The sequence below is a fragment of the Mycoplasma sp. CSL10137 genome, assembly GCF_017116845.1.
Classification (GTDB): domain Bacteria; phylum Bacillota_I; class Bacilli_A; order Mycoplasmatales; family Metamycoplasmataceae; genus Mycoplasmopsis.
Genome location: NZ_JAFIRE010000001.1, coordinates 298,078 through 318,831 on the forward strand (window position 1 = coordinate 298,078; position 20,754 = coordinate 318,831).

General features: G+C 25.2%; 20 protein-coding genes, 1 tRNA gene and 1 other RNA gene. 15 read left to right on the forward strand and 7 right to left on the reverse strand.

What is annotated here, in order from left to right:
• Positions 1-34 precede the first annotated feature (34 nt).
• The 5 genes from rlmB to nusG are packed head-to-tail and all read left to right on the forward strand — an operon-like array spanning position 35 to position 2,370.
• Positions 35-736 carry a 23S rRNA (guanosine(2251)-2'-O)-methyltransferase RlmB gene (gene rlmB, locus JXZ92_RS00980; protein ID WP_205851921.1) on the forward strand — a complete coding sequence of 234 codons (702 nt, stop codon included), beginning with the start codon at positions 35-37 and terminating at the stop codon, positions 734-736.
• Positions 729-1,340 carry a hypothetical protein gene (locus tag JXZ92_RS00985; RefSeq protein ID WP_205851922.1) on the forward strand — a complete coding sequence of 204 codons (612 nt, stop codon included), beginning with the start codon at positions 729-731 and terminating at the stop codon, positions 1,338-1,340. The genes rlmB and JXZ92_RS00985 overlap by 8 nt, the downstream gene beginning before the upstream one ends.
• 48 nt (positions 1,341-1,388) lie before the next feature.
• Positions 1,389-1,538 carry a 50S ribosomal protein L33 gene (gene rpmG, locus JXZ92_RS00990; protein WP_205851923.1) on the forward strand — a complete coding sequence of 50 codons (150 nt, stop codon included), beginning with the start codon at positions 1,389-1,391 and terminating at the stop codon, positions 1,536-1,538.
• Entirely contained in the window at positions 1,539-1,751 is a 213-nt protein-coding gene (gene secE, locus JXZ92_RS00995; protein WP_205851924.1) for a preprotein translocase subunit SecE, read from the forward strand.
• A 16-nt stretch (positions 1,752-1,767) separates the two neighbouring features.
• On the forward strand, positions 1,768-2,370 hold the full coding sequence (nusG, locus tag JXZ92_RS01000) for a transcription termination/antitermination protein NusG (RefSeq protein ID WP_205851925.1): 603 nt from the start codon (positions 1,768-1,770) through the stop codon (positions 2,368-2,370).
• 47 nt (positions 2,371-2,417) lie between these two features.
• Here nusG and JXZ92_RS04100 read toward each other — a convergent pair whose 3' ends face one another.
• Positions 2,418-4,145 (reverse strand): GIY-YIG nuclease family protein, encoded by a 1,728-nt coding sequence (locus JXZ92_RS04100; RefSeq protein WP_205851926.1) that lies wholly within the window; start codon positions 4,143-4,145, stop codon positions 2,418-2,420.
• Between the two features lie 126 nt (positions 4,146-4,271).
• Here JXZ92_RS04100 and JXZ92_RS01010 point away from each other — a divergent pair, with 126 nt between their 5' ends.
• The 4 genes from JXZ92_RS01010 (at position 4,272) to JXZ92_RS01025 (ending at position 7,969) form a co-directional block, all read left to right on the forward strand.
• Positions 4,272-5,963, forward strand: coding sequence for a hypothetical protein (locus JXZ92_RS01010; protein WP_205851927.1), 1,692 nt, complete (start codon positions 4,272-4,274; stop codon positions 5,961-5,963).
• Between the two features lie 105 nt (positions 5,964-6,068).
• Positions 6,069-6,539 (forward strand): peptide-methionine (S)-S-oxide reductase MsrA, encoded by a 471-nt coding sequence (gene msrA / locus JXZ92_RS01015; RefSeq protein WP_205851928.1) that lies wholly within the window; start codon positions 6,069-6,071, stop codon positions 6,537-6,539.
• 93 nt (positions 6,540-6,632) lie between these two features.
• A complete protein-coding gene (locus JXZ92_RS01020; protein WP_205851929.1) occupies positions 6,633-7,502 on the forward strand; it encodes a thymidylate synthase in 870 nt (289 codons plus the stop codon).
• The gene (locus JXZ92_RS01025; protein WP_205851930.1) at positions 7,502-7,969 is read left to right on the forward strand and encodes a dihydrofolate reductase; all 468 of its coding nucleotides are present in this window, start codon (positions 7,502-7,504) and stop codon (positions 7,967-7,969) included. The genes JXZ92_RS01020 and JXZ92_RS01025 overlap by 1 nt, the downstream gene beginning before the upstream one ends.
• A gap of 20 nt (positions 7,970-7,989) precedes the next feature.
• Here the strand turns inward: JXZ92_RS01025 and JXZ92_RS04105 are convergent, their stop codons facing one another.
• The 5 genes from JXZ92_RS04105 to ffs all read right to left on the reverse strand — a co-directional run bounded on the left by JXZ92_RS04105 (position 7,990) and on the right by ffs (position 12,541).
• Positions 7,990-9,936 carry an ABC transporter ATP-binding protein gene (locus JXZ92_RS04105; protein ID WP_205851931.1) on the reverse strand — a complete coding sequence of 649 codons (1,947 nt, stop codon included), beginning with the start codon at positions 9,934-9,936 and terminating at the stop codon, positions 7,990-7,992.
• Positions 9,937-9,947: 11 nt separating this feature from the next.
• Positions 9,948-11,735, reverse strand: a complete 1,788-nt coding sequence (locus JXZ92_RS04110; RefSeq protein ID WP_205851932.1) for an ABC transporter ATP-binding protein — start codon at positions 11,733-11,735, stop codon at positions 9,948-9,950.
• Positions 11,736-11,830: 95 nt separating this feature from the next.
• Positions 11,831-11,907 (reverse strand) — tRNA-Arg (locus JXZ92_RS01040).
• 46 nt (positions 11,908-11,953) lie between these two features.
• On the reverse strand, positions 11,954-12,436 hold the full coding sequence (locus JXZ92_RS01045) for an NUDIX hydrolase (RefSeq protein ID WP_205851933.1): 483 nt from the start codon (positions 12,434-12,436) through the stop codon (positions 11,954-11,956).
• Positions 12,437-12,447: 11 nt separating this feature from the next.
• Positions 12,448-12,541, reverse strand: an RNA gene (gene ffs, locus JXZ92_RS01050) — signal recognition particle sRNA small type.
• A 152-nt stretch (positions 12,542-12,693) separates the two neighbouring features.
• Between ffs and JXZ92_RS01055 the strand changes: the two genes are divergently transcribed.
• Positions 12,694-14,454, forward strand: coding sequence for a hypothetical protein (locus tag JXZ92_RS01055; protein ID WP_205851934.1), 1,761 nt, complete (start codon positions 12,694-12,696; stop codon positions 14,452-14,454).
• Positions 14,455-14,484: 30 nt separating this feature from the next.
• Here the strand turns inward: JXZ92_RS01055 and JXZ92_RS01060 are convergent, their stop codons facing one another.
• Complete coding sequence (locus tag JXZ92_RS01060) at positions 14,485-15,576, reverse strand: M42 family metallopeptidase (RefSeq protein ID WP_205851935.1); 1,092 nt, start codon at positions 15,574-15,576, stop codon at positions 14,485-14,487.
• A gap of 341 nt (positions 15,577-15,917) precedes the next feature.
• Here JXZ92_RS01060 and JXZ92_RS01065 point away from each other — a divergent pair, with 341 nt between their 5' ends.
• From JXZ92_RS01065 to JXZ92_RS01085, 5 genes are read left to right on the forward strand one after another with little or no spacing between them, the layout of a single operon-like run.
• Positions 15,918-16,349 carry a ribosome assembly cofactor RimP gene (locus tag JXZ92_RS01065; RefSeq protein WP_205851936.1) on the forward strand — a complete coding sequence of 144 codons (432 nt, stop codon included), beginning with the start codon at positions 15,918-15,920 and terminating at the stop codon, positions 16,347-16,349.
• 8 nt (positions 16,350-16,357) lie between these two features.
• Positions 16,358-18,115 carry a NusA N-terminal domain-containing protein gene (locus tag JXZ92_RS04115; protein ID WP_205851937.1) on the forward strand — a complete coding sequence of 586 codons (1,758 nt, stop codon included), beginning with the start codon at positions 16,358-16,360 and terminating at the stop codon, positions 18,113-18,115.
• On the forward strand, positions 18,090-18,401 hold the full coding sequence (locus JXZ92_RS01075) for a YlxR family protein (RefSeq protein WP_205851938.1): 312 nt from the start codon (positions 18,090-18,092) through the stop codon (positions 18,399-18,401). The genes JXZ92_RS04115 and JXZ92_RS01075 overlap by 26 nt, the downstream gene beginning before the upstream one ends.
• The gene (gene infB, locus JXZ92_RS01080; RefSeq protein ID WP_205851939.1) at positions 18,377-20,182 is read left to right on the forward strand and encodes a translation initiation factor IF-2; all 1,806 of its coding nucleotides are present in this window, start codon (positions 18,377-18,379) and stop codon (positions 20,180-20,182) included. The genes JXZ92_RS01075 and infB overlap by 25 nt, the downstream gene beginning before the upstream one ends.
• A 23-nt stretch (positions 20,183-20,205) precedes the next feature.
• Entirely contained in the window at positions 20,206-20,715 is a 510-nt protein-coding gene (locus JXZ92_RS01085; protein ID WP_205851940.1) for an adenine phosphoribosyltransferase, read from the forward strand.
• The last annotated feature ends 39 nt before the right edge of the window (positions 20,716-20,754 follow it).

Here is a 20,754-nt window from a genome sequence, read left to right on the forward strand (position 1 = left end):
ACTACAAAAATTATTAAAAAAGAGGATATAAAATATGGAACAATTATTAGTGTGTGGTAAAAACTCAGTTATAGATGCTTATAATAATAATCAAAAAATTAAATTAATTTATATATCAAAAAAAGAGAATTTAAAATATTTTAATAAGCACAGAGTTAACATTAAAATTGTTGACCATATTTTTTTAAATAGTTTAACTCAAGAAAATCACCAAGGTTTTATTGCTGTACTACCAGGAATTAATTATTTCGATTTAACCAATTTAATTAAGAATAAACCAGAAAATGTACTTGTATTAGATAAAATCCAAGATCCACATAATTTAGGAGCAATAATAAGAACTGCTAATGCAGCAGGAATTAAAGATATAATTTTACCTAAAACAAATGCGGCTCAATTAGATAGTACCGCTTTGAAAGTTTCATCCGGTGGTTATATTGGAATTAATTTTTATAGGGTAAATAGTATTTCTGCTTCTTTAACAAAAATTAAAAAACATGGATATTGAATCTATTCAACAACTTTAAATGAAAAGGCATTTCCACACACAAAAGTAAATTATAATGGGCCAACAGTAATTGTAGTTGGTAACGAAGGAGTTGGAATTTCAAAAAGTGTAGCTTCCGTTAGTGATGAATTCATCTATATTAATCAATTTGGAACAGTACAATCTTTGAACGTATCTGTAGCAACAGGAATTATACTTTTTGATTTAATCAATAAGAAAAATGGATAAGAAAATCGAAATCAATAAACTTTCAAAGTATGTAATTTTATTTTTAAAAATTAACCAAAACAAAAAATATATAACAAAAAACGAAATATTATTTAAATTTCAAAAGATATACTATTCAAATATAGAAATTTTTTGTGCTAAGATTTTTCGGATGACAAGGCCTTATAACATTAGCTGAGAAGAAATATATAATACATTATTATTTGAATCTTTCGAACTAATGCTCAAAGAATATGACGACAAAATACCTTTTGAAAATAAATTTTGAAATAGTTTGAAATTTAATTCACTTAATTCTTTAGGTAAGTTAAAAAGTAGACAAAATATATTTGATAACTACATTGGAAATCACTTAATAAATTATCAAAAATTATTTAATAAAATAAATTATTTAGATTATTTAGATAATATAAATTCAAATGATAATAGACATTATAAAGAGTTGCTTGTATTACTTTACTCTAAATTAAATAAAATTGAAAAAGAATATATAAACAATATAGATATGCCTATTAAAAATAAATCATGATATTCAAGAAGTAAACAATTAGAAATAATAAATAACATAAGAATTAAATACAATAATATTTGTCAAAGTATTTAATCAATTTTAAACCGACTTAAAAAAGACGTTTTATGGTAAAATACATATATGAAAAATAATAAAGTTTCATTAGCGTGCGAAGAATGCAGAAGAAAAAACTACATAACTAACAAAAGTTTAGGGAATTTAGAACGTTTAATTGTTAAAAAATATTGTATTCATTGCAAAAAACATACACTTCATAAGGAAGAAATCTAAATGAAAAAAAATAATGAAGAAAAAACATTGAAACAATTAAGAAATAAAAAATATTGAATAAGAAAAACAATAAAAGAAGTCAAACGCGTTAGATGACCTGACGCTAAAACTAATACAATAAACTTTGTTAGAATAATAATTTTTACCGCTATTTTTGCTTTATTTGTCTATGGTGTTACACTAGCATTTACAAAAATTTTAGAAATGATATAAATAACTAGGAGAATTTATGAAAGAAATGAAATGATATATGATTTCAACAATGAGAGGTAAAGAAGAACAAGTTGTTGAAGCTCTAAATAACCGTATAATAGCAGAAGATCTTAAAGAATATTTTGATCAAGAAATTGGAGAAACTGGTGCATTTAGAATTTTTAAAAAACCAAGTTTATCTCAAAAAGAATACCAAAAAAAACTTAATGGATTAGATTATAAAATTAACTACATAAATTTATATCCTGGATATATTTTTGCAAGAATGCATATGACTGATGCAGCATGGTTCTTAGTACGTAATACTCAATATGTAACAGGTTTAGTAGGTTCATCCGGAAAAGGGGCAAAGCCTACACCGGTAAGCAATATTGAAATCAAAAGGATGTTTAAAAGAGAACAAGAAGCTATAAAATCATTCGAAGATGGAGAAGATGTTTTTGGTCTAATTAGCGGAGATATTGTAGAGATAATAAGCGGACCATACATTGGACAAATTGCAACCGTTATTAAAGTTGATAAAAAAGGAAAAGAAGCAACAGTTGTTTTTGAGAAGTTTGGTAAAAACACAGAATTAATCATTGAAATTGATTCATTGAGATTAAGTGAAGATAATTAATAAAAAACACTAATATTTTAGGTTAACCTAATTAAAATATTAGTGTTTTATTTTTTAAAAAAATCTGCTTCTTCAAATAATTTTGCAATACGCTTTCCAAATTGATTTTCTAATTCAGAATAGTTAGATTTTTTTAAATTTTCAATAGTTTTAAAATATGACAAAATATTTTTAAGTGTTTTTTCACCTATGCCTTTAATATTTAAAATTTCACTAGACTTCATATTTTTATTCTTTACTTTATTATATCTATATTTAGCATTTTGATCTACTTGAGTTTGTATTTTACTCAAAAAATTAAAAATTTCGTTATCTATATCTAAAATTATGTTCTTATCATTAATTATTTTTTTAGTTTTATGTTTAGAATCTTTCACGAGACCAAAAACATTATTTTGCAAATTAAAATTCAATAAAGCTTCTTTTATTTCTTTCACTTGAGCCATTGAACCATCTGCTATAAAAATATCATTATTTTTAATTTTGGATATATTTTTATCTAAAAAATAGATTGCATTATAGTAGGTATATTGAATATCAGAATGTTTATTAATGTTTTTTACAATGTTTGTTAAATCATATGTTTTTGTCATTCTAGTAATTTTCCCATTTATATCAAAAGCAACAACACTACCCACTACATTTTTATTATGATTTTGAAATGAATTGTCAAAAATAAAGATTTTTTCTATATTTGATAATCCTAAATTATTTTTTAATTTTTCTCAAACAATCTCGTTATCATTTAGAAAATTAGGATGCTTAACAAGATATTTATTTATACTCTCTTTGTTATTAAGCATTAATAAATCACTAATTTGGTACAAGATTCCTTTCTTACTAAATCTTACTTTTTTCAAAATTAAATCATTTAATTCTAAATTTAAATTTTCCATTTCTTTGTTTAAAACTATTTGAACCGGAACCTTATTTTTACTATAAAAATTAGATAAATATTTTTCAATAAACTCTGCAAATAATCCTTCTCAATTTTTATTTTCATATTCGTGATAAATTAATGATCCGTAGTTATATGAATACATAGATATGAAAACTTTCGATTTAACTTTTTGAAAATCAAAAAAATCAATTGAGTGCTCATTTGAAATTTCAGAAATTTGTCTTTCTTTAATTTTTTCCAAAAATTTTGATGCCTTATAATATTTATTAGCTATTTCAAATTGAAGTTTTTCACTATAATCTTTTTCTCTTTGAGAAATTAAAGCTTTAAAGTAAGAGTACTTTTTATTAAAAATATCGATTATATCATTAATAATTAGCTTTATTTTTTCTTCGGAATCAAAATAAATTTTTTGGCCTTGATTATATAAATAAATATCTTTTAAAACATCAACAAAGTCACTAAAGTATGTATTTGGTGGTAAAGGACCAAAACTATACAACGAGTTATTGTCTTTGTCGCCGATTTGAATCTTAATATCCTTTTTTGTGGCATTAAAATTAATATATGGATAAGTTTTTTTATTTACTAATTTTATATTAAATCTAGGATTATATTCTTTAATTAATTTCTGTTCTTTAATAAATGCATCGTTTTCGTTTTTTGCTAAAAAATAATCAAAATCAGTTATACTATTAATCATTTTAGGAGTTAATCAAGAATTATTATGGCCACCGAAATATTGCATTAATCTATTTTTTAGTTTTTTTGCCTTACCGACATAAATAACTTCATTGTCTTTTTTTCATAAATAAACACCAAAAGTATTTGGAACTTTAGAAATTTTATTAATTATATTTTCTTTTTTAATCATATATTATAATTGTACATTTATTTACATATTTATATTCGCAAATACACTAATTTAACTTTTTAAAACTTATTTTTACTTAAAAAAATAATTAGTTTTTAGGTAAAAAAGACTATAATTGCTCGTGTTATGAAGAGAACATCGATTTTTAAACTTTTTGCGATCGGGACAGCTGCATTAAGTTTATCAACATTTTTGTCCATTGTGATTTCAGGAATATATATTTCTAAGAGCAATAATTTTAAAGAAAAAAATATTTTATCTAGTATGAATCTAAATTTTTTATTTGCAAACTCAAAAGAAAAAACATTTAATTCAATAAATAATTTGGATTTAGTCAAAGAAAACATATTATTAAAAAAAATAGACACAAAATATAAATATACATTTATTGGTGCTACAAAGAGCGAACTCGGAATAATTGTAACTTATAGAATATCTTACAATAATAAAGTTTCAGAAGAAAAAACATCCTTAATTTCAAAAGATAGTTTTAGAAAACCAATTAATTTTGATAATAGTTTTGCAACTTTTAAATTTAAAAATTCAAAAAATAAAACATACAATTCAATTGCTGAAGAAGAATTAAATCAAGACAATATTATAGGTTTAATTGAAAAAGATAATTTCCAAATTAACTTTATATCGGCGTCTAAAAAAGATGAAAACATTGAAATTAAATATACATTAACTTCAAACTCAGAAACTTCAGAAGAAAAAATAGCTTTAATTTCAAAAGACATTAAATATACATTAACTTCAAACTCAGAAACTTCAGAAGAAAAAATAGCTTTAATTTCAAAAGATAGTTTTAGAAAATACGAAGATAACAAATTAATTACACAAAGTTTTAATGTTTATACTGACGTTATTAGGTTAAATTCAATATTTAATATTGAAAATAACAATTATTTTATCGATTTGAAAGATGAATCTAACGTTTTACCTAGTGGTAAATATAAAATTATATTTAGTAAAAATAATAATGGTGTTATTAAAAAGAATAAAAAATCGGAAATTATTTTAGATGGTGTTTTAGAAAACGTTGAAAATCCTTCAAATTTTAAAAACTTAAAATATAAAGCTAAATTCAATTTTGTAAAATATGATCGTACAAAAATAAGTGATGATTTGAATACAAAAGAAAATAATTGAAGTCAAAAAGTAACTATCGATAAAGATAACTCAAACAAATCAAACCCTGATAAAATAGATAAAATATTTCAAAGACAATTTGAAAAATTAAGAAAAACTCAAAACAACTTCTGAAGTAATTTAGACAGAAACAATACAAACCAAGAAAACGATATTAACCAAATAACTTTAAAAACAGTTAACAAAGAAGGCGAATGGTTTGATACCTTAAAATTTTCATGATTTGATTTCTTATTAACTCAAGAAAATCAAACAGAATTATTTTTACCTAGTAAACTAAATATTCAGTATTCTATGGACGGAAAAAATTTCTTCAACGTCCAAAATCAAAATAAAATTGAATTACAAGATTTTGGTCCTGTGTCAGGATATAAAGAAACAATTGGATATCGTTCGCTAATTGGAAACTCATTTCTTGCGTACGAGGGAACCAATGCAACTATTTTTAATATAGATTTTAATCCAACAAAAGCAAAATATATTCGTATAAAATGAACACCTCAAGTTAGTTATTATAGTAATGCAAATAACAAAAAACTATCAGCAGTAACATTTAGCGGATTGCAACTAAGAATTTTGGATAAAAACAAAAAAGAGGAATTAAAAATAAATTCAGAAACAACAAACGAATCATTTTCTTCAAAAATAAAAATAATAGATTTATAATTTTAATCTAAAAGTATACGTTAGTTGAAAAAAACAAGAAATGCAGTATATAAATATTGCATTATTTTTTTATGGTAAAATATTATCTAAATTAAAGGAGGAAAAATGAAAAGAATATATTTAGCTGGAGGATGTTTTTGAGGTGTGCAAGGTTATTTTAAAACAATAAAAGGAACAAAATTTAGTACTGTAGGATACGCTAACTCAGACGTTGAAGCTCCAACATATAAACAAGTGTGTCAAGGCGATACTAACGCAGTCGAAACTTTAGAATTATATTACAATGAAGAAAATATAAGTTTATCCCAAATAGTAGAAAAATTATTTGAAGTTATCGATCCAACGGCTTTAAATTATCAAGGTCCCGATCATGGAACACAATATAGAAACGGCATTTATTTCGAAACACAAGAAGATGGAGAAATAATTAAAAAAACTGTTGAAAAACTTTCAAAAGATATTGATGGTGAAGTTGTAACAGAAATTAAAAAGTTAGATAACTATTATCTAGCCGAAGAATATCATCAAGATTACTCAGATAAAAATCCAAATGTTGTATGCCACATTAAATTTTAATGTTTTATTAAAAAATGATTTTATGGAAATTAACATAAAATCATTTTTTTAATTTATAATATTGAATACATATTAATTATTACAAGGAGCAATATGAAACAATATTTAGAACTTTTAAACCTAGTTAAAAAAGAAGGAATAAATAAAGACGATAGAACTAATACAGGTACTATAAGTTATTTTGGTACCCAATCAAGATATAATCTTAAAGAAGGTTTCCCTCTTTTAACAACTAAAAAAATGGCTTGAAAAGCAATAGTTATCGAACTATTATGATTTTTAAAAGGTGATACCAACATTAAATTTTTAATAGACAATAATGTAAACATTTGAAACGAATGACCTTATGAAGATTTTAAAAAATCTAATGATTTTAAGGGAGAAACTTTAAAAGAATTTATCCAAAGAATAAAGGAAGATGAAAAATTTGCGAAAAAATACGGAAATTTAGGTCCGGTGTACGGAAAGCAATGAAGAGATTTTCTTGGTGTAGATCAAATTTCAAATTTAATAAATGATATTAAGAAAAATCCTTATTCAAGAAGGCATATAGTTAGTGCCTGAAATCCTTTAGAAGTAAAAGATATGGCATTACCACCTTGTCATACTTTATTTCAATTTTATGTAAATAAGAATGATGAATTATCATTACAACTTTACCAACGAAGTGGTGATTTATTTTTAGGTGTACCATTCAATATAGCCTCATATTCATTACTATTAAGTATGGTAGCACATGTTACGAATTTAAAAGTAGGAGAATTCATACACACAATTGGTGACGCACACATTTATTCAAATCATATTGAGCAAGTAAATGAACAATTAAGTAGAAGACCTTTAAAATTACCTAAATTAGTTTTAAATAAGTTTATTGATAATATATTTGATTTTACTTTAGAAGATATTAAACTAGAAGATTATGAATACTTACCTGCGATAAAAGCAAAGGTTGCTGTATAATGATTAAATTAATAGTTGCACTTGATAAAAATAATTTAATAGGCAATAAAGACAAATTACCTTGAAGGATTAAAGAAGAATTAAATCATTTTAAAACAACTACACTTAATCATTCTCTGTTATTTGGTAAAAATACTTTTTTAGGTTTACCGCATAGATTAAAAGATAGAAAAATTTATGTTTTGAGTGAAGAAAATATACCTAATGCTGATGTAACCATTAATAACACAAGTGAATTATTTAAAGTATTTGAATACTATAAAAATAATTCACAAATACTTTTTATAGCCGGTGGTAAAAGTATTTACGAATCATTTTATAATTTTGCAGATGAATTGATTATAAGTAGAATTCACGGAGAATTTAGCGGAGATGTTTTTTTAAACTTTGACTTATCCATGTACGAACTTATAGAAACAATTGATAAAGATGTTTTTAGCATAGAAAAATGAGTAAAAAAAATATAGATTTGGGAAAATCTATATTTTTAATCATTAATAAATTGTGAAGTATACATATCATAATAGAATCCTCTAGAGTTAATTAAACTCTTATGTGTTCCTGTTTCTATTATTTCTCCGTTATTAACTACTAATATTAAATCGGCATTTTTAATAGTGCTTAAACGATGAGCAATAACAAATGAAGTTTTATATTTCATTAATTTAAGCATTGATTTTTGAACTATTATTTCAGTATTAGAATCAATATTAGATGTTGCTTCATCTAATATTAATATATTTTTGTTAGAGAGTATTGATCTAGTTATTGAAAGTAATTGCTTTTGACCTTGAGATATATTTTGTCCATTATTTTCGATTAAAGTGTTAACGCCTTTAGGTAATGAATCAATAAAATGTTGTGATTGTGTCATCTCAATTGCTTTTTTAATGTCGTTTTCATTAATTCCTTCATTAGACATATTCAAATTATCTAAAATAGTTTCATTGAATAAAAATGAATCTTGTGAAACAATAGTCATAATTCTTTTTAAATCTTTTCTATTAATATTTTTTAGCTCAAAACCGTCAATTGTAATACTTCCTTTTTGATAGTTATAATATTTGCTAATTAAATTTATAATTGTAGTTTTTCCTGCTCCGGTAGGTCCTACAATAGCTATATTTTGACCTTGCTCTACTTTGAATGAAGCATTTTTGAGTTGATATTTATTATTTTTAGTCGGATCATAACTAAAGTAAACGTTTTTAAATTCAACATTCCCTTTAACAGATTTGTAAACATATTTTTCAATATTAGGATCGTATATTTTTCATGCAAAAAAACCAAAAGGATCTTCGTTAGAACATTCTAAAAAATCATTAACGTTTTCGTTGTAACTTATTTTAACAATCCTAATTATTTCATGATCAGTTTTTGGTAAAGGTTCATCTAATAATTTTGAAATTCTATTTGTTGAGGCTATACCAACTTGAATATTAAATACAGCACCCATTAAAGCTTGAAACGGACCTAAAAAGTTTCAATTTATAGAAATAAAAGTAAATATTAGGCCTGCTGTTGCGTGACCATTTATATCCGCTCCGAACCCTTGAAGACCCAATACATTTGTTCCTCTAAAATAAAAATAAGCTGATATACCAGTAATAATTAAAATAAGAAAATTACTTAAAAAAGTGTATATTGAATCAAAACTTTTCGATATAAAGTCACCTTTGAATGCCGTATCACGAATTCTTTTGGTTATATCAGTCAATTGATTAAATAAATGTTCTTGTTTATTGAATGCATTTGTAATTTTTGTATTTTGGAGAGATTCTTCAACAAAAGCATTTAATTCTCCAAAAATCATTTGCATTTTAATAAAATAAGGTTGAGATTTCTTGATCAATAAGAATACCATACCAAAACTAATTAGAGTTATAGGTATTATAATTAATGATAAAGCAGTTGAAACTAAAAACATCATGACTATAGTAATAGTAATATTAAAGAAAGCACTAATAAGTTGTGAGAGAAGTTGAAATAATGAGTTAGCAATATTATTAGCATCAATAACTAAATTAGAAATTAAATCACCTGTTTTATTCTTATCATAGAAACTTATATCTAAATGAATTAATTTATCTACAATTTCATTTCTTAATCTCGCGGAAGCTTGATAACTAATTTTTGCATATATGTATTGTTCCGAATATCTAAATATTCCATAAACTAAATATGATAAAACTAGAACTGATAAAATTAGAAAAAACTTAGTTGTTTCAAAATCACTAAAATTTTTACCGTTTCCAAGTGGCTCAAAAAAACTAGAAACTATATAACCGATTAAATAACTACCACCAATATAAAAAATTGCATTAATAAAAGAGAAGAACATAGCTAAATAAAAACTTTTTTTATCTTTATTAACAAAAGATAAAAGTCTTTTTAAATTTTTGTAATAATTTTTTTGTTTTTTAATATCTTTCATTATGACTCTTTCTATTGTTCTAATTGATTTTGACTTATTTCTCTATATCATTCACAATTTTGTACTAAATATTTGTGTGTACCTTCCGCAACTATTTCACCCTTATCCATCACTATAATTTTATCGGCGTTTTTTATAGATGTTATTTTTTGTGAAATAATTACATTTGTTGAACTATTTTTTCTAGAAATATTATTAATTAATGTTTTTGTTGTTAAATTATCTAAAGCGCTTGTAGAATCATCTAAAACTAAAATTTTAGGTTTAATTAATAATGTTCTTGCAATAGATAATCTTTGTTTTTGACCTCCAGATAAATTTTTACCTTGTTGTGAAACTTCATGTTGTAATTGCTTTTCAAAAGAATTTACAAAGTCTTTAGAGCAAGAAAATTCTAAAGCATAATCAATCTCACCATCCGTAGCATCTTCTTTGGAAAATCTAATATTAGATTCGATTGTTCCAGAAAACAATAAAGCATTTTGATAAACAATACCTACATTCTTTTTTAGATCATTAGTGTTAATTTCTTTCAATTCTTTTTCATCGATTAATATATTTCCGTTGGAGTACTCCATATTATTAACAATTAAATTAGCAATTGTACTCTTACCTGATCCGGTGGGCCCAATTATTCCTAAAGTTTTTCCTTCTTCAATTTTAAAACTAACATTTTTTAAATCTCAACCTTTTGATTCTTCAAAATACTTAAAAGATACATTTTTAAATTCTAGAGAATAATTAGGTTTATCTTCTAGTTTTATACCATCTAATACGTTTATTTTTTCGCTCTTATAGTTTAAAATTTGCATGACTCTTCCAGAAGATACTTTAGCTCTAAAAAATGCGCCAAAAAATTGACTAAACATTGTTAAACCTAGCGCAATCATGAATTCAAATTCTATAAAAGTATTAATTTTGGCAATTAATTGTTTAATATCTGTGTTTGGATTATTTTGTAAAATAAAAAACGAAGTAAGAAATATTAAGAAAATAACAAAATTAACAACAAAGAAGAAAAACGGTTGCCCTAAGGTAAAAAACTTCATAACTTTTCTAACATTAGTTAATCATTCATTGTTTGTTTTTTTGAACTTATTTAACTGTTGTTCCTGTAAATTATAATCACGAATTAATTTTGCACCTAAAATATTTTCACTAACAGCATTAGTTATATTGTCTAGTCTTTTTCTTCCAGTTCTAATAATCGGAACAACTTTAAAGAAAATAAAAAATGTAAAGAAAAGTAATATAGGCACTACTGCTAATATAGATCATGTTAATTGTAAATCTGTTGTAAACGCAAATACCAAACCAATAATAACAAACATTGGAGCTTTAATCAAAATGCTTATTGCACCAACTAAAAAATCTCAGAACATCGCTACATCATCATTTATTCTTGTAATCAAACTAGCTATTGTAATATCGGAAATATCTTTTAAACTTAAAGTTTGAAATTTTTTATACAATGAATCTCTGTAAAAATTAGAAGCTTTTTCTCCCGCTCAAACCAAAGTATATGTAGACATTAAAGTAATAAATGTAGACGCAAATATTAACGAAATAATTGTAGAAATTAGAAAAGTTAACGTTGACTTGTAATCGGTAGAGGTATAGATCGGATGTTTAAAAACTATAACACTATAAATTTCAGATTGCCCTATTAGTAAGGGTAATATTTGTGATATTAAAATAGGAACAAACATCATTGTTACAACATTCAAAAATATCAATATAAAAGAAAATAACATCTCAATTTTTATTTTTCTAGGTAATATTTTAAACATTTTAACCATTTTAACTCCTTTTAAGTAAATGTACTTTTTAATCTTAATAATGATTAAAATTATAAATTAATATTGAAAAAAACACAAAAAAAGGTATAAAAAAATGGCGATCACGAGAGGATTCGAACCTCTGACCACAAGCTTAGAAGGCTCGTGCTCTGTCCTGCTGAGCTACGCGACCACGTAATAATATTCTACCATATTTATCATTAAAAGTAAAATATTTTTTAATAATTATTTTCTGAAATTAAATCAAACCGAAAATCACCTTTTTTTATTTTATCAACAATTTTTTTAGGTAAAACGTTGTATTGATTTAGGTTTTCAATCTTTACTCACTTAAATGTTAATTTTCTATCACCCTCATAAAACACAACATTATCTTGTTCAAATCAAGGTTCTACATTTGATTTAACTAAATAATACATTGAAACCTCATGAAAATCTTTTTTTACATATTTATTGAAGAAAAAACCTTGGTATAAACAAAATTCTTGTAAGGAATTAACGTTTAGATTTAATTCCTCTTTTAATTCACGTTTAATACACTCTTCGAAGCTTTCACCAAAACCTACTTTTCCACCGGGTAAATATTGATAATAATTATTTTCTGCATCGTAAGCAATCAATAACTTATTTTTGTGTATTAAAATAGCTCCTACTCTTAATTTAAATTTCTTATTTTTTTTAATTTCAAAAATAACATCCATAAAACCTCTCCGTAAAAAAAGACCAACTAACACAACACTTCCTCATATGGCTGCTACATTTCTGTCCTGACCAAGTTAGTGGGTTATTGTTTAGATGGCTCTATTATTATATCACCAATTATTAAATTGAAATAAAAAGTTTTGAAACTATTTAAATAAAATTGTTTTTTTTGCACTGACAATATAACTCTTTTTGATAAATTTAAATATTTAATATGAAAGAAACAAATAAATCATATTAATATATAATTTAAACTATGAAAAAGAAAAAGATAATCAATTTTTTATTAAATGCATTCGCACTATCAAGCTTAATTACATTAAGTACAAGTTGTGCCACTACAAATAATAAAACAAATGAAAATAAACAACAAGATTCATCCGTTGAAAATATTAATTTAATGGATGAATTATCTTCGATATCAATTCCAGTTGAAAAATACTTTAATAAATTTTCGGTAGATTTAGAAGATAAGTTTATAAAAGATGCAAAAATATTTTTAGAAAATGAAGAAAAAACAGAAAAATTAAAGAAAGAAAACTTAGATAAATATAATTTTTTAGTTGAATACACAAAAAAAGGTACAGGACTGCTAGATAATCTTAATAAAACTTTTACAGAAATTAAAAATGATGAAAATAAAGGTTTTAAAAAATTGAATAGCTTAATCAATTTTTATTTACATTTTTTAACAGATTTTGTAGAACAAGCTCTTAAAGATGAGATTTATACTAATGAATCAAAATTAATTTTAGATAAAGAAAAAGAAAATTTTAAATATATATTAAATTTATTTTTAACAGAATCTATTAATAACCAAGCAAGAAAATATGTTGATAAAATGGAAAAATATTCAAATTTAGATATGCAAACTCAAAATCAAATCAATTTATTTACATCTAAAGCTAATGAATATAAATTAAATTTAAAAAATATAATAGACAAAATTTCAAACCCACAATATGTACCAAACGATGAAACTAATAACCAAATTCAAAATAATATTTTAAATATTAGTAAAGAAATGCTTGATATTTTTAAATATTCTTTAAGCGAAAAATACACATTTAATAAAAATAGTAATATATGAAGTATTTCGACTAACTCATTTAATATTAAAAAAATTAATGTACCTGTTACTAATTCTGATCAAAATGGAAAAGATACTTCAAACGATCAACCAAGTTCAAGTGAAACATCTACATCTAACATAGAATCAGGGATAGAAGCAAACAAAAATAAAACTTTTGAATTATATCCATTAAATATTTCTAAAGAAGAATTAATAAATAAAGCTAATAATTCTAAAGAAATCAATGATTTTATTAATCTTCAAGAAATTAAAAATAGATATATTGATTCAAACTATATTGTAAACAATTTTGTATCTAGTGATTTTTATGAAAGCAGCGTAATTAATGCTTCAAAACGTAGAATAGATGATACTTTCATAACAAGATATTCAAAAACAAATAAAAATCAATTTGATAAAGTTGAAGAAATCCAAAATGAAGAAAACGAAAAAGATTTAAGTGATTATTTACCAGATAACATAAATTCATTTTTTAAAATTTCATTGAGTTTGGAACAATTGATGCCAATTTTTAGAGATGTAATTGAGCCTCAAAACGTAGAAACCAATTTAACAAATAAAGTATTAGAATTAACAAAATATGCACCTATAGAGATGTATAATCCGAAAATAACAAAAGTTGAATTCAATAATGAAACTAATGAATTAAGTTTATTTTTCTCACCGTCAATAAGAAAAAATGAGGCATTAGACATAAATTCATTCGAAAAAATATTATTTAATAAAAATATAAAATATGTTTTCGGACAAGTTGATCCAAACGCTCTTTTTAGTGAATTTACATATGACTTTTACTTTTCTTTAAGCGAAGAAAATAATAGAACAATAATCAATAAATTGAATGAAATAAAAACCGAAAATGAAACAACTTCTGATAAAACACAAACTAAAAAAATTAAAATAAATATAAAAATAGATCAATAAAAAACTCACAAAATTGCGAGTTTTTTATTTTTATTTGTATGATAATTTTTCTTCGTGAGTTTCTTTAGAATACGACTTAATAAATTCTGTCATTAAATCTATTGTTGCTTGTATATCTAGTAAAGAAGCAACACCTATAGGACTATGTAGATATCTTTGAGGAATAGAAATAGTCATTACAGCCGCACCCCCTGGAGCAAATTGCAATTCTGCGGCATCTGTACCACCGCCTCCTGCTACATATTTATAAGTAGGAATTTCTTTTTCTTTTGAAATTAGGTCTAAATAATTAATTAATTTTGGATCAGGTAATGTTCCAGAATCTTTTACTAAAATACTTACACCTTTACCTAAAACTGGTGTACCTTCTTTTGCTCCTGTTGTATCGTGAGCTGCTCCGGTATCTACAGCAAATGCTACGTCTGGATTAATTATTGAAACTGAAGTTTTAGCACCACGAGTACCAACTTCTTCTTGAACTGTACCAACTAAATAAACATCTGCATCTAAATCTAAATCGGCAATGTTGTTAGCAACAAATTCTAAAACAGTTACTCCTGCTCTATTGTCCATAGCCTTACCACCAACTAAATTATTTGCTAATTCTATGTATTCTCCTGTCATAAAAATTTTGTCACCGATATTAATTTTAGCTTTTTCAACTTCTTCTTTTGATTTAAATCCTAAATCAACATATAAATCATCATTTTTCACCGCTGATTTATACATTTCAGGTGTCTGAATATGAATGCTTGTATGTCCAAAAACCCCTTCAAATCTTTGATTTGTTTCAGAAGAAACAACAACTGCTCTTGTACCTATAGCAGTATTTGCTCAAACTCCTCCAATTGGTGTAACCATTAGATTACCATTATCTTTAATTGTTCTCACCATATAACCAACTTCATCCATATGAGCAGCTAACATCACTTTTGGTGCATTTTCTTTTTTAGATTTTTTAAAGAAAATTACAGAGCCCATCTTGTCTCTTTCAATTTTAAAAGCACCTTTTTTAATGTTTGATTTTAATTCATCAACAACTGGTTCTTCAAATCTTGATATCGCTTCAATTGACATATATTTTTTAAGTCTTTGAGCTAATTTTTCGTATTTTTTATCCATTTTTCTCCTTTTAATATATTTTACACTTTATTTTTATATGCTAAATAATTTTAAGCTTTATTTAAGCTTTATAAGTAAAATTTGCAATTGCTAGAAAGATTAAAATAGATTACGAGAGATTGAAAACAAAATAGGTTTAAGCGTATTTTTTCACAATTACACATTTATTTTAATAAGATCAACCTACTTTGATTTCAAAGTCTCTATATTGCATAATTAATTAAGCTTCATTTACTTTTCAAAATATTCTATTTATGATATAATAATATTACTTCTAGTTAGTTATGTAATAAAAAAGGAGTTGTGCATTGCACAGCTCTTTGTTATTTTAAAGGAGTTTTATGGATTATAAACAAATATTAACAAACGCATTTGGCGATATTATTTTAGAAGCTAAAATGATTCAAAATGATTTTGGGCCAACTTTAGAAGTTACAGTAAATCACACAAATCTCAAGGATGTAGAAATGCTTTCTAAAAAAATATCATTATTTTTAGAAAGCCAAAAATGATTTACCGATAACCACTACTTAGAGGTTTTATCTAAAGGTTTTGATACTAATGTTGACATTAATCAATTAGATAAATTCATTAATAAAGATGTAACTTTAAAACTTAAAAAATCATATTTAGGTCAAGATATTTTTGTAGTAAAAATACTTGAAGATAGATTAGATAGTTTTATAGCATCTTGAAACAAAAAGGGACAATTGAAAAAAATTGAATTTGAAAAAAAAGATATTTTAAACGCTGAATTATATATTAAATATTAAAGGAAAATATGGCAAGAAAAGATACAAAAAATAAAGAAGATCTTAAATTAATTTCAGAAAAAAAGATTTGATATGAAATAGTAGAAAATTATGCAAATAAACATCATTTTAATTTTGATTTAGTTCTAGAACTTTTTAGAAACGAAACTCAAAAAGTTTTTGAAAGAGACATCGACCCAGATGCACAAATAGTTTGAGAACCAAATCATGAAGAAAAAACTATCACTATTTACAACATCGCTGGTAGTGTTGAAGAAGAAAATTTTGAAATTGATTTTGATGATAATAATGATTTAAATTTTGACCAACAAAGATTAATTAGCATGAATTACCAAGATGCTATTAAATTAAACCCTAACGTTAAATATGGTGATAACATAAGCATTGAATTTAGCTTTAATTCTCTAACACAAAGACAAAAGACAGCAATCAATAATGGTTTTAAATCTGAATTAAAATCAAAGGAAAAAGAAAGAATTAGAGAAGTGTTTGGTGATAAAATAGGAAAAGAGTTTGATGGTAAAATTAAACACGCTTTACCAAAAGGTGGTTTTTTAGTAGAAATATTAGATGATGAAAATAATGTATATACATCACATTTAAATAGAAATAAGGCTACAAGAATTAGAGAATTACACCCTGGTTCTTCGGTTAAGGTTATTCTGGAAAAAGTAAATTATGATAGTACTTTAAATGTTTTAGAAGTATCTATGATTAAACCACAACAAGTAGAAAATATTTTAAAAGAAACCATTGTTGAAATTGCTAACGGCGATATTATAATCAAAAAAGTTCAAAGAGCTCCAGGTCTAAGAACTAAAGTTGCGGTTATGCCAAATCCGGATAAAATTTTTGATTTTGACATAATAGGTTCTATTTTTGGTGAAGGGGCAAAAAGAATTATTGCAGCTTCTAACATTTTAGGAGAAAAAATAGATATCATTAGATATTCAGAAAATAGAAAAGATTATATCATAAACGCATTATCTCCTGCAAAAATTATAGATGTTGCAATTCATAAAAAAACTGGTAAATGTTTTGCCATCGTCGATGCTGATAATATAACAATCGCAATAGGTAAGCGTGGTATTAATAATGATTTAGCCTCAAAATTGACTGAAAATATAATTAATATTATTCCTGTTGATGAAGCTATAAAAAGAAAAATTCCATTTAACCAATCAGGTTATAAACCAACAAGGGAGTATGATAAACCATTATTTGCACATGGTGATAGTAAGAATATAAATAAAAAATCTAGATCAAATAACTATTTTAAAGATATAGATTTAAAATTTGAAGAGTTTGATAAAGATGTTAGTGAATTTTTAAGATCTACAAGATCTATGGAAGACAAAGAAACAACTAACGAAAAAGAAACTAATAAAAAGACAAAAAGAACGGATAAATCAAATAAACAATTTAATTTTGATGATGTATTTTCTGAATTAGAGTCAAAATTAGAAGACACTTCTGAATTTCAAGAAGAAAATAATGATTCTTATGATTTTGTTAACGAATTAGGTAAATATTATGATCAAGACATGTCCGATTCTGATTCAAACGAAGAAGAAACTCGATTTATTGATGATAATTTAAGAAAACCTACAAACGATACCGCTAATAAAAATAAGAAAAAAGTTATTGAAGAATACAAAAAAATAAAAGATTTTACCGTTGACAATGATTTAGTGAGTTATGGCGGTTTAAGCTTAGATCTTGATTTAAGTGAATTTAACGATGATTGAGAAAAAGAAGAAAATTAATCATAACTTTACAAGAAAGTGCATTATAACAAATCAAATAGTTGATATCAAAAATTTAATTAGATTTAATTATTTAAAAAATAAGAATCATGCAACTTTAGATTTAAAAAGAGAATTAAATGGGCGTGGGGCATATTTTATACCATCAGAGGAAAACTGAAATAAAATCAAAAAAACAAAAGCTTTAAATAGAGTTTTTAAAAGCAATATTTCAAAAGAAAATTACTTCGAAATAGAGCAAGAATTAAAGGGGGTCTTTTTATGGCTAAAAAAACACAAAGAATAAGTAATGTTAACGACATTAAACAACAATTACAAACTACAAAAACCGAAATCAAAGATGGAAAATTTATTTTTACAGGTAAAATGTCTATAAGTGATTTTTCAGAAGTGACAAAAATTAATTCAAACGAAATTATTAAGAAATTTTTCATGGCGGGTAAAATGTATAATTTAAATCACATTTTAGATGAAGAAGAAATCGCTGAATTATGTCTTGAAAATAATTTAGATTTTCAAAAAGAAACTAACATTGACGGGTCTAACTTTTTAGATGAAGTTAATTTCGAAGATAAAGAAGAAGATTTAATAAATCGTAGTCCAATAATAGCGGTAATGGGGCACGTTGACCATGGTAAAACAACATTAATCGACAAAATTAGAAACACAAATGTTGTTAAAACTGAATCAAGTGGTATAACACAACATACTGGTGCATATCAAATCAAACACAAAGATAAAAAAATAACATTCTTGGACACACCAGGTCATGAAGCATTTACAAAAATGCGTGCCCGTGGTGCGAAAGTCACAGATATTATTATATTAGTTGTTGCAGCAGATGATGGAGTTATGCCTCAAACAGTTGAAGCGATAACACACGCTAAAGCTGCTAACGTTCCTTTGATAGTTTTTGTTAACAAAATGGATAAACCAAATAAAGATTTAGATAGACTTAAAGGTGAGTTAGCGGAACATGAAGTTATAGTACCAGAATATGGTGGTGATGTACAAATAGTATATGGTTCAGCTCTTAAGGGAGAAGGTTTGATAGACTTATTTGATGAAATTACATTACTTACAGAATTATTGGATCTTAAAGCAAACCCTAAGAGATATCCAATAGGTACTGTTATTGAATCTAAAATAGATAAAGGTGCTGGTGCCGTATCAACAGTTATAGTTGAAAATGGTACTTTATATAAAGGTGATTTTATTGTTGCGGGTTCAAAATATGGTAGAATCAGAAAAATAACCAATGCAAATGGTTTGGAAATCGAAAGAATTGAACCAGGACAACCCGGGGTTATTACAGGGTTAAATTATGCTCCTGACGCAGGAGATAAATTTATCGGGTTTAATGATGAAAAATTCGCTAAAAAACTTGCTAACGAAAAGGCTTTTGCCGATAAAATGGATTTATTGCATCACAAAAATGTAGAGGCAATAAATGCAGAAGGTAAAAAAGTTATAAATGTAATTATTAAAAGTGATGTTCATGGTACAAGTGAAGCTATAAAAGGACAATTATCTAACATGGAAAACGAGGAAGCTACTATAAAAGTTATTGCAGCTAGTGCAGGTCATGTTAGTGGTAGTGATTTACTTTTAGCACAAGCATCAAATGCGATAATATTTGTTTTTAATTTAAAGACTCCTTCTACAATCAAACAAAATGCCGCTGCTCAAAATATTACAATCATCGAACACAGCGTTATTTATAAAATTTTAGAAGATTGCCAAGCAATGCTCGATGGAGAAAAAGCCCCTATCTATGAAGAACGTAAAACAGGTGAGGCTCACATTATAAAAGTGTTCTTTTACTCAAAAGTTGGTAAAATTGCAGGAGCAATGATGGATACTGGTTTAGTAAAAGAAAAATCTAAAGTTAAGGTTTATCGTAAAGGTAAATTAATTCACGAAGGTGTTATAGATAGTTTAAGAAGAGAATTAAATGACACCAAAGAAGTTGTAAAAGGAAAAGATTTTGGTACTCATATCAAAAACTACAACGACATCGAAGAAGATGATGTATTAGAATTTTACGAAGACGTAAGAATAAATTAAAAATTAAGGTAAAATTAATTAGTATGGAAATTAAAAAATTAATTAGAGACGTCCCTAACTTCCCAAAAGAAGGGATTATTTTTAAAGATATTTCTCCTTTGTTAGCTGACGGAGAAGCACTAAACTACACAATCACTAAAATAGCAGAACACGCTAAAGAAGCAGATATTATTGTCGGTCCTGATGCAAGAGGTTTTCTTTTTGGAACACCAGCTGCCACTATACTAAAAAAACCATTTATAATGGTTAGAAAACCAAACAAATTACCAGGTGAAGTTATTTCGATGGAATACGAATTAGAATATGGAAGTAATAAATTAGAATTACAAAAAGGTTTCGTAAAAAGTGGTCAAAAAGCGGTGATTATTGATGATGTTCTTGCTACTGGAGGAACAACAAAAGCTATTATTAAACTTTTAGAATCTCAAGGTGTAACAGTGACAAAAGTTATTGTCTTACTAGAATTAAAAGAATTAAATGGTAGACAATTAATTGGAGAAAATATCGATGTTATTTCATTGATTGAAGTATAAAAATTTTATTAAAAAAGACTCAGTTGATTCCTGAGTCTT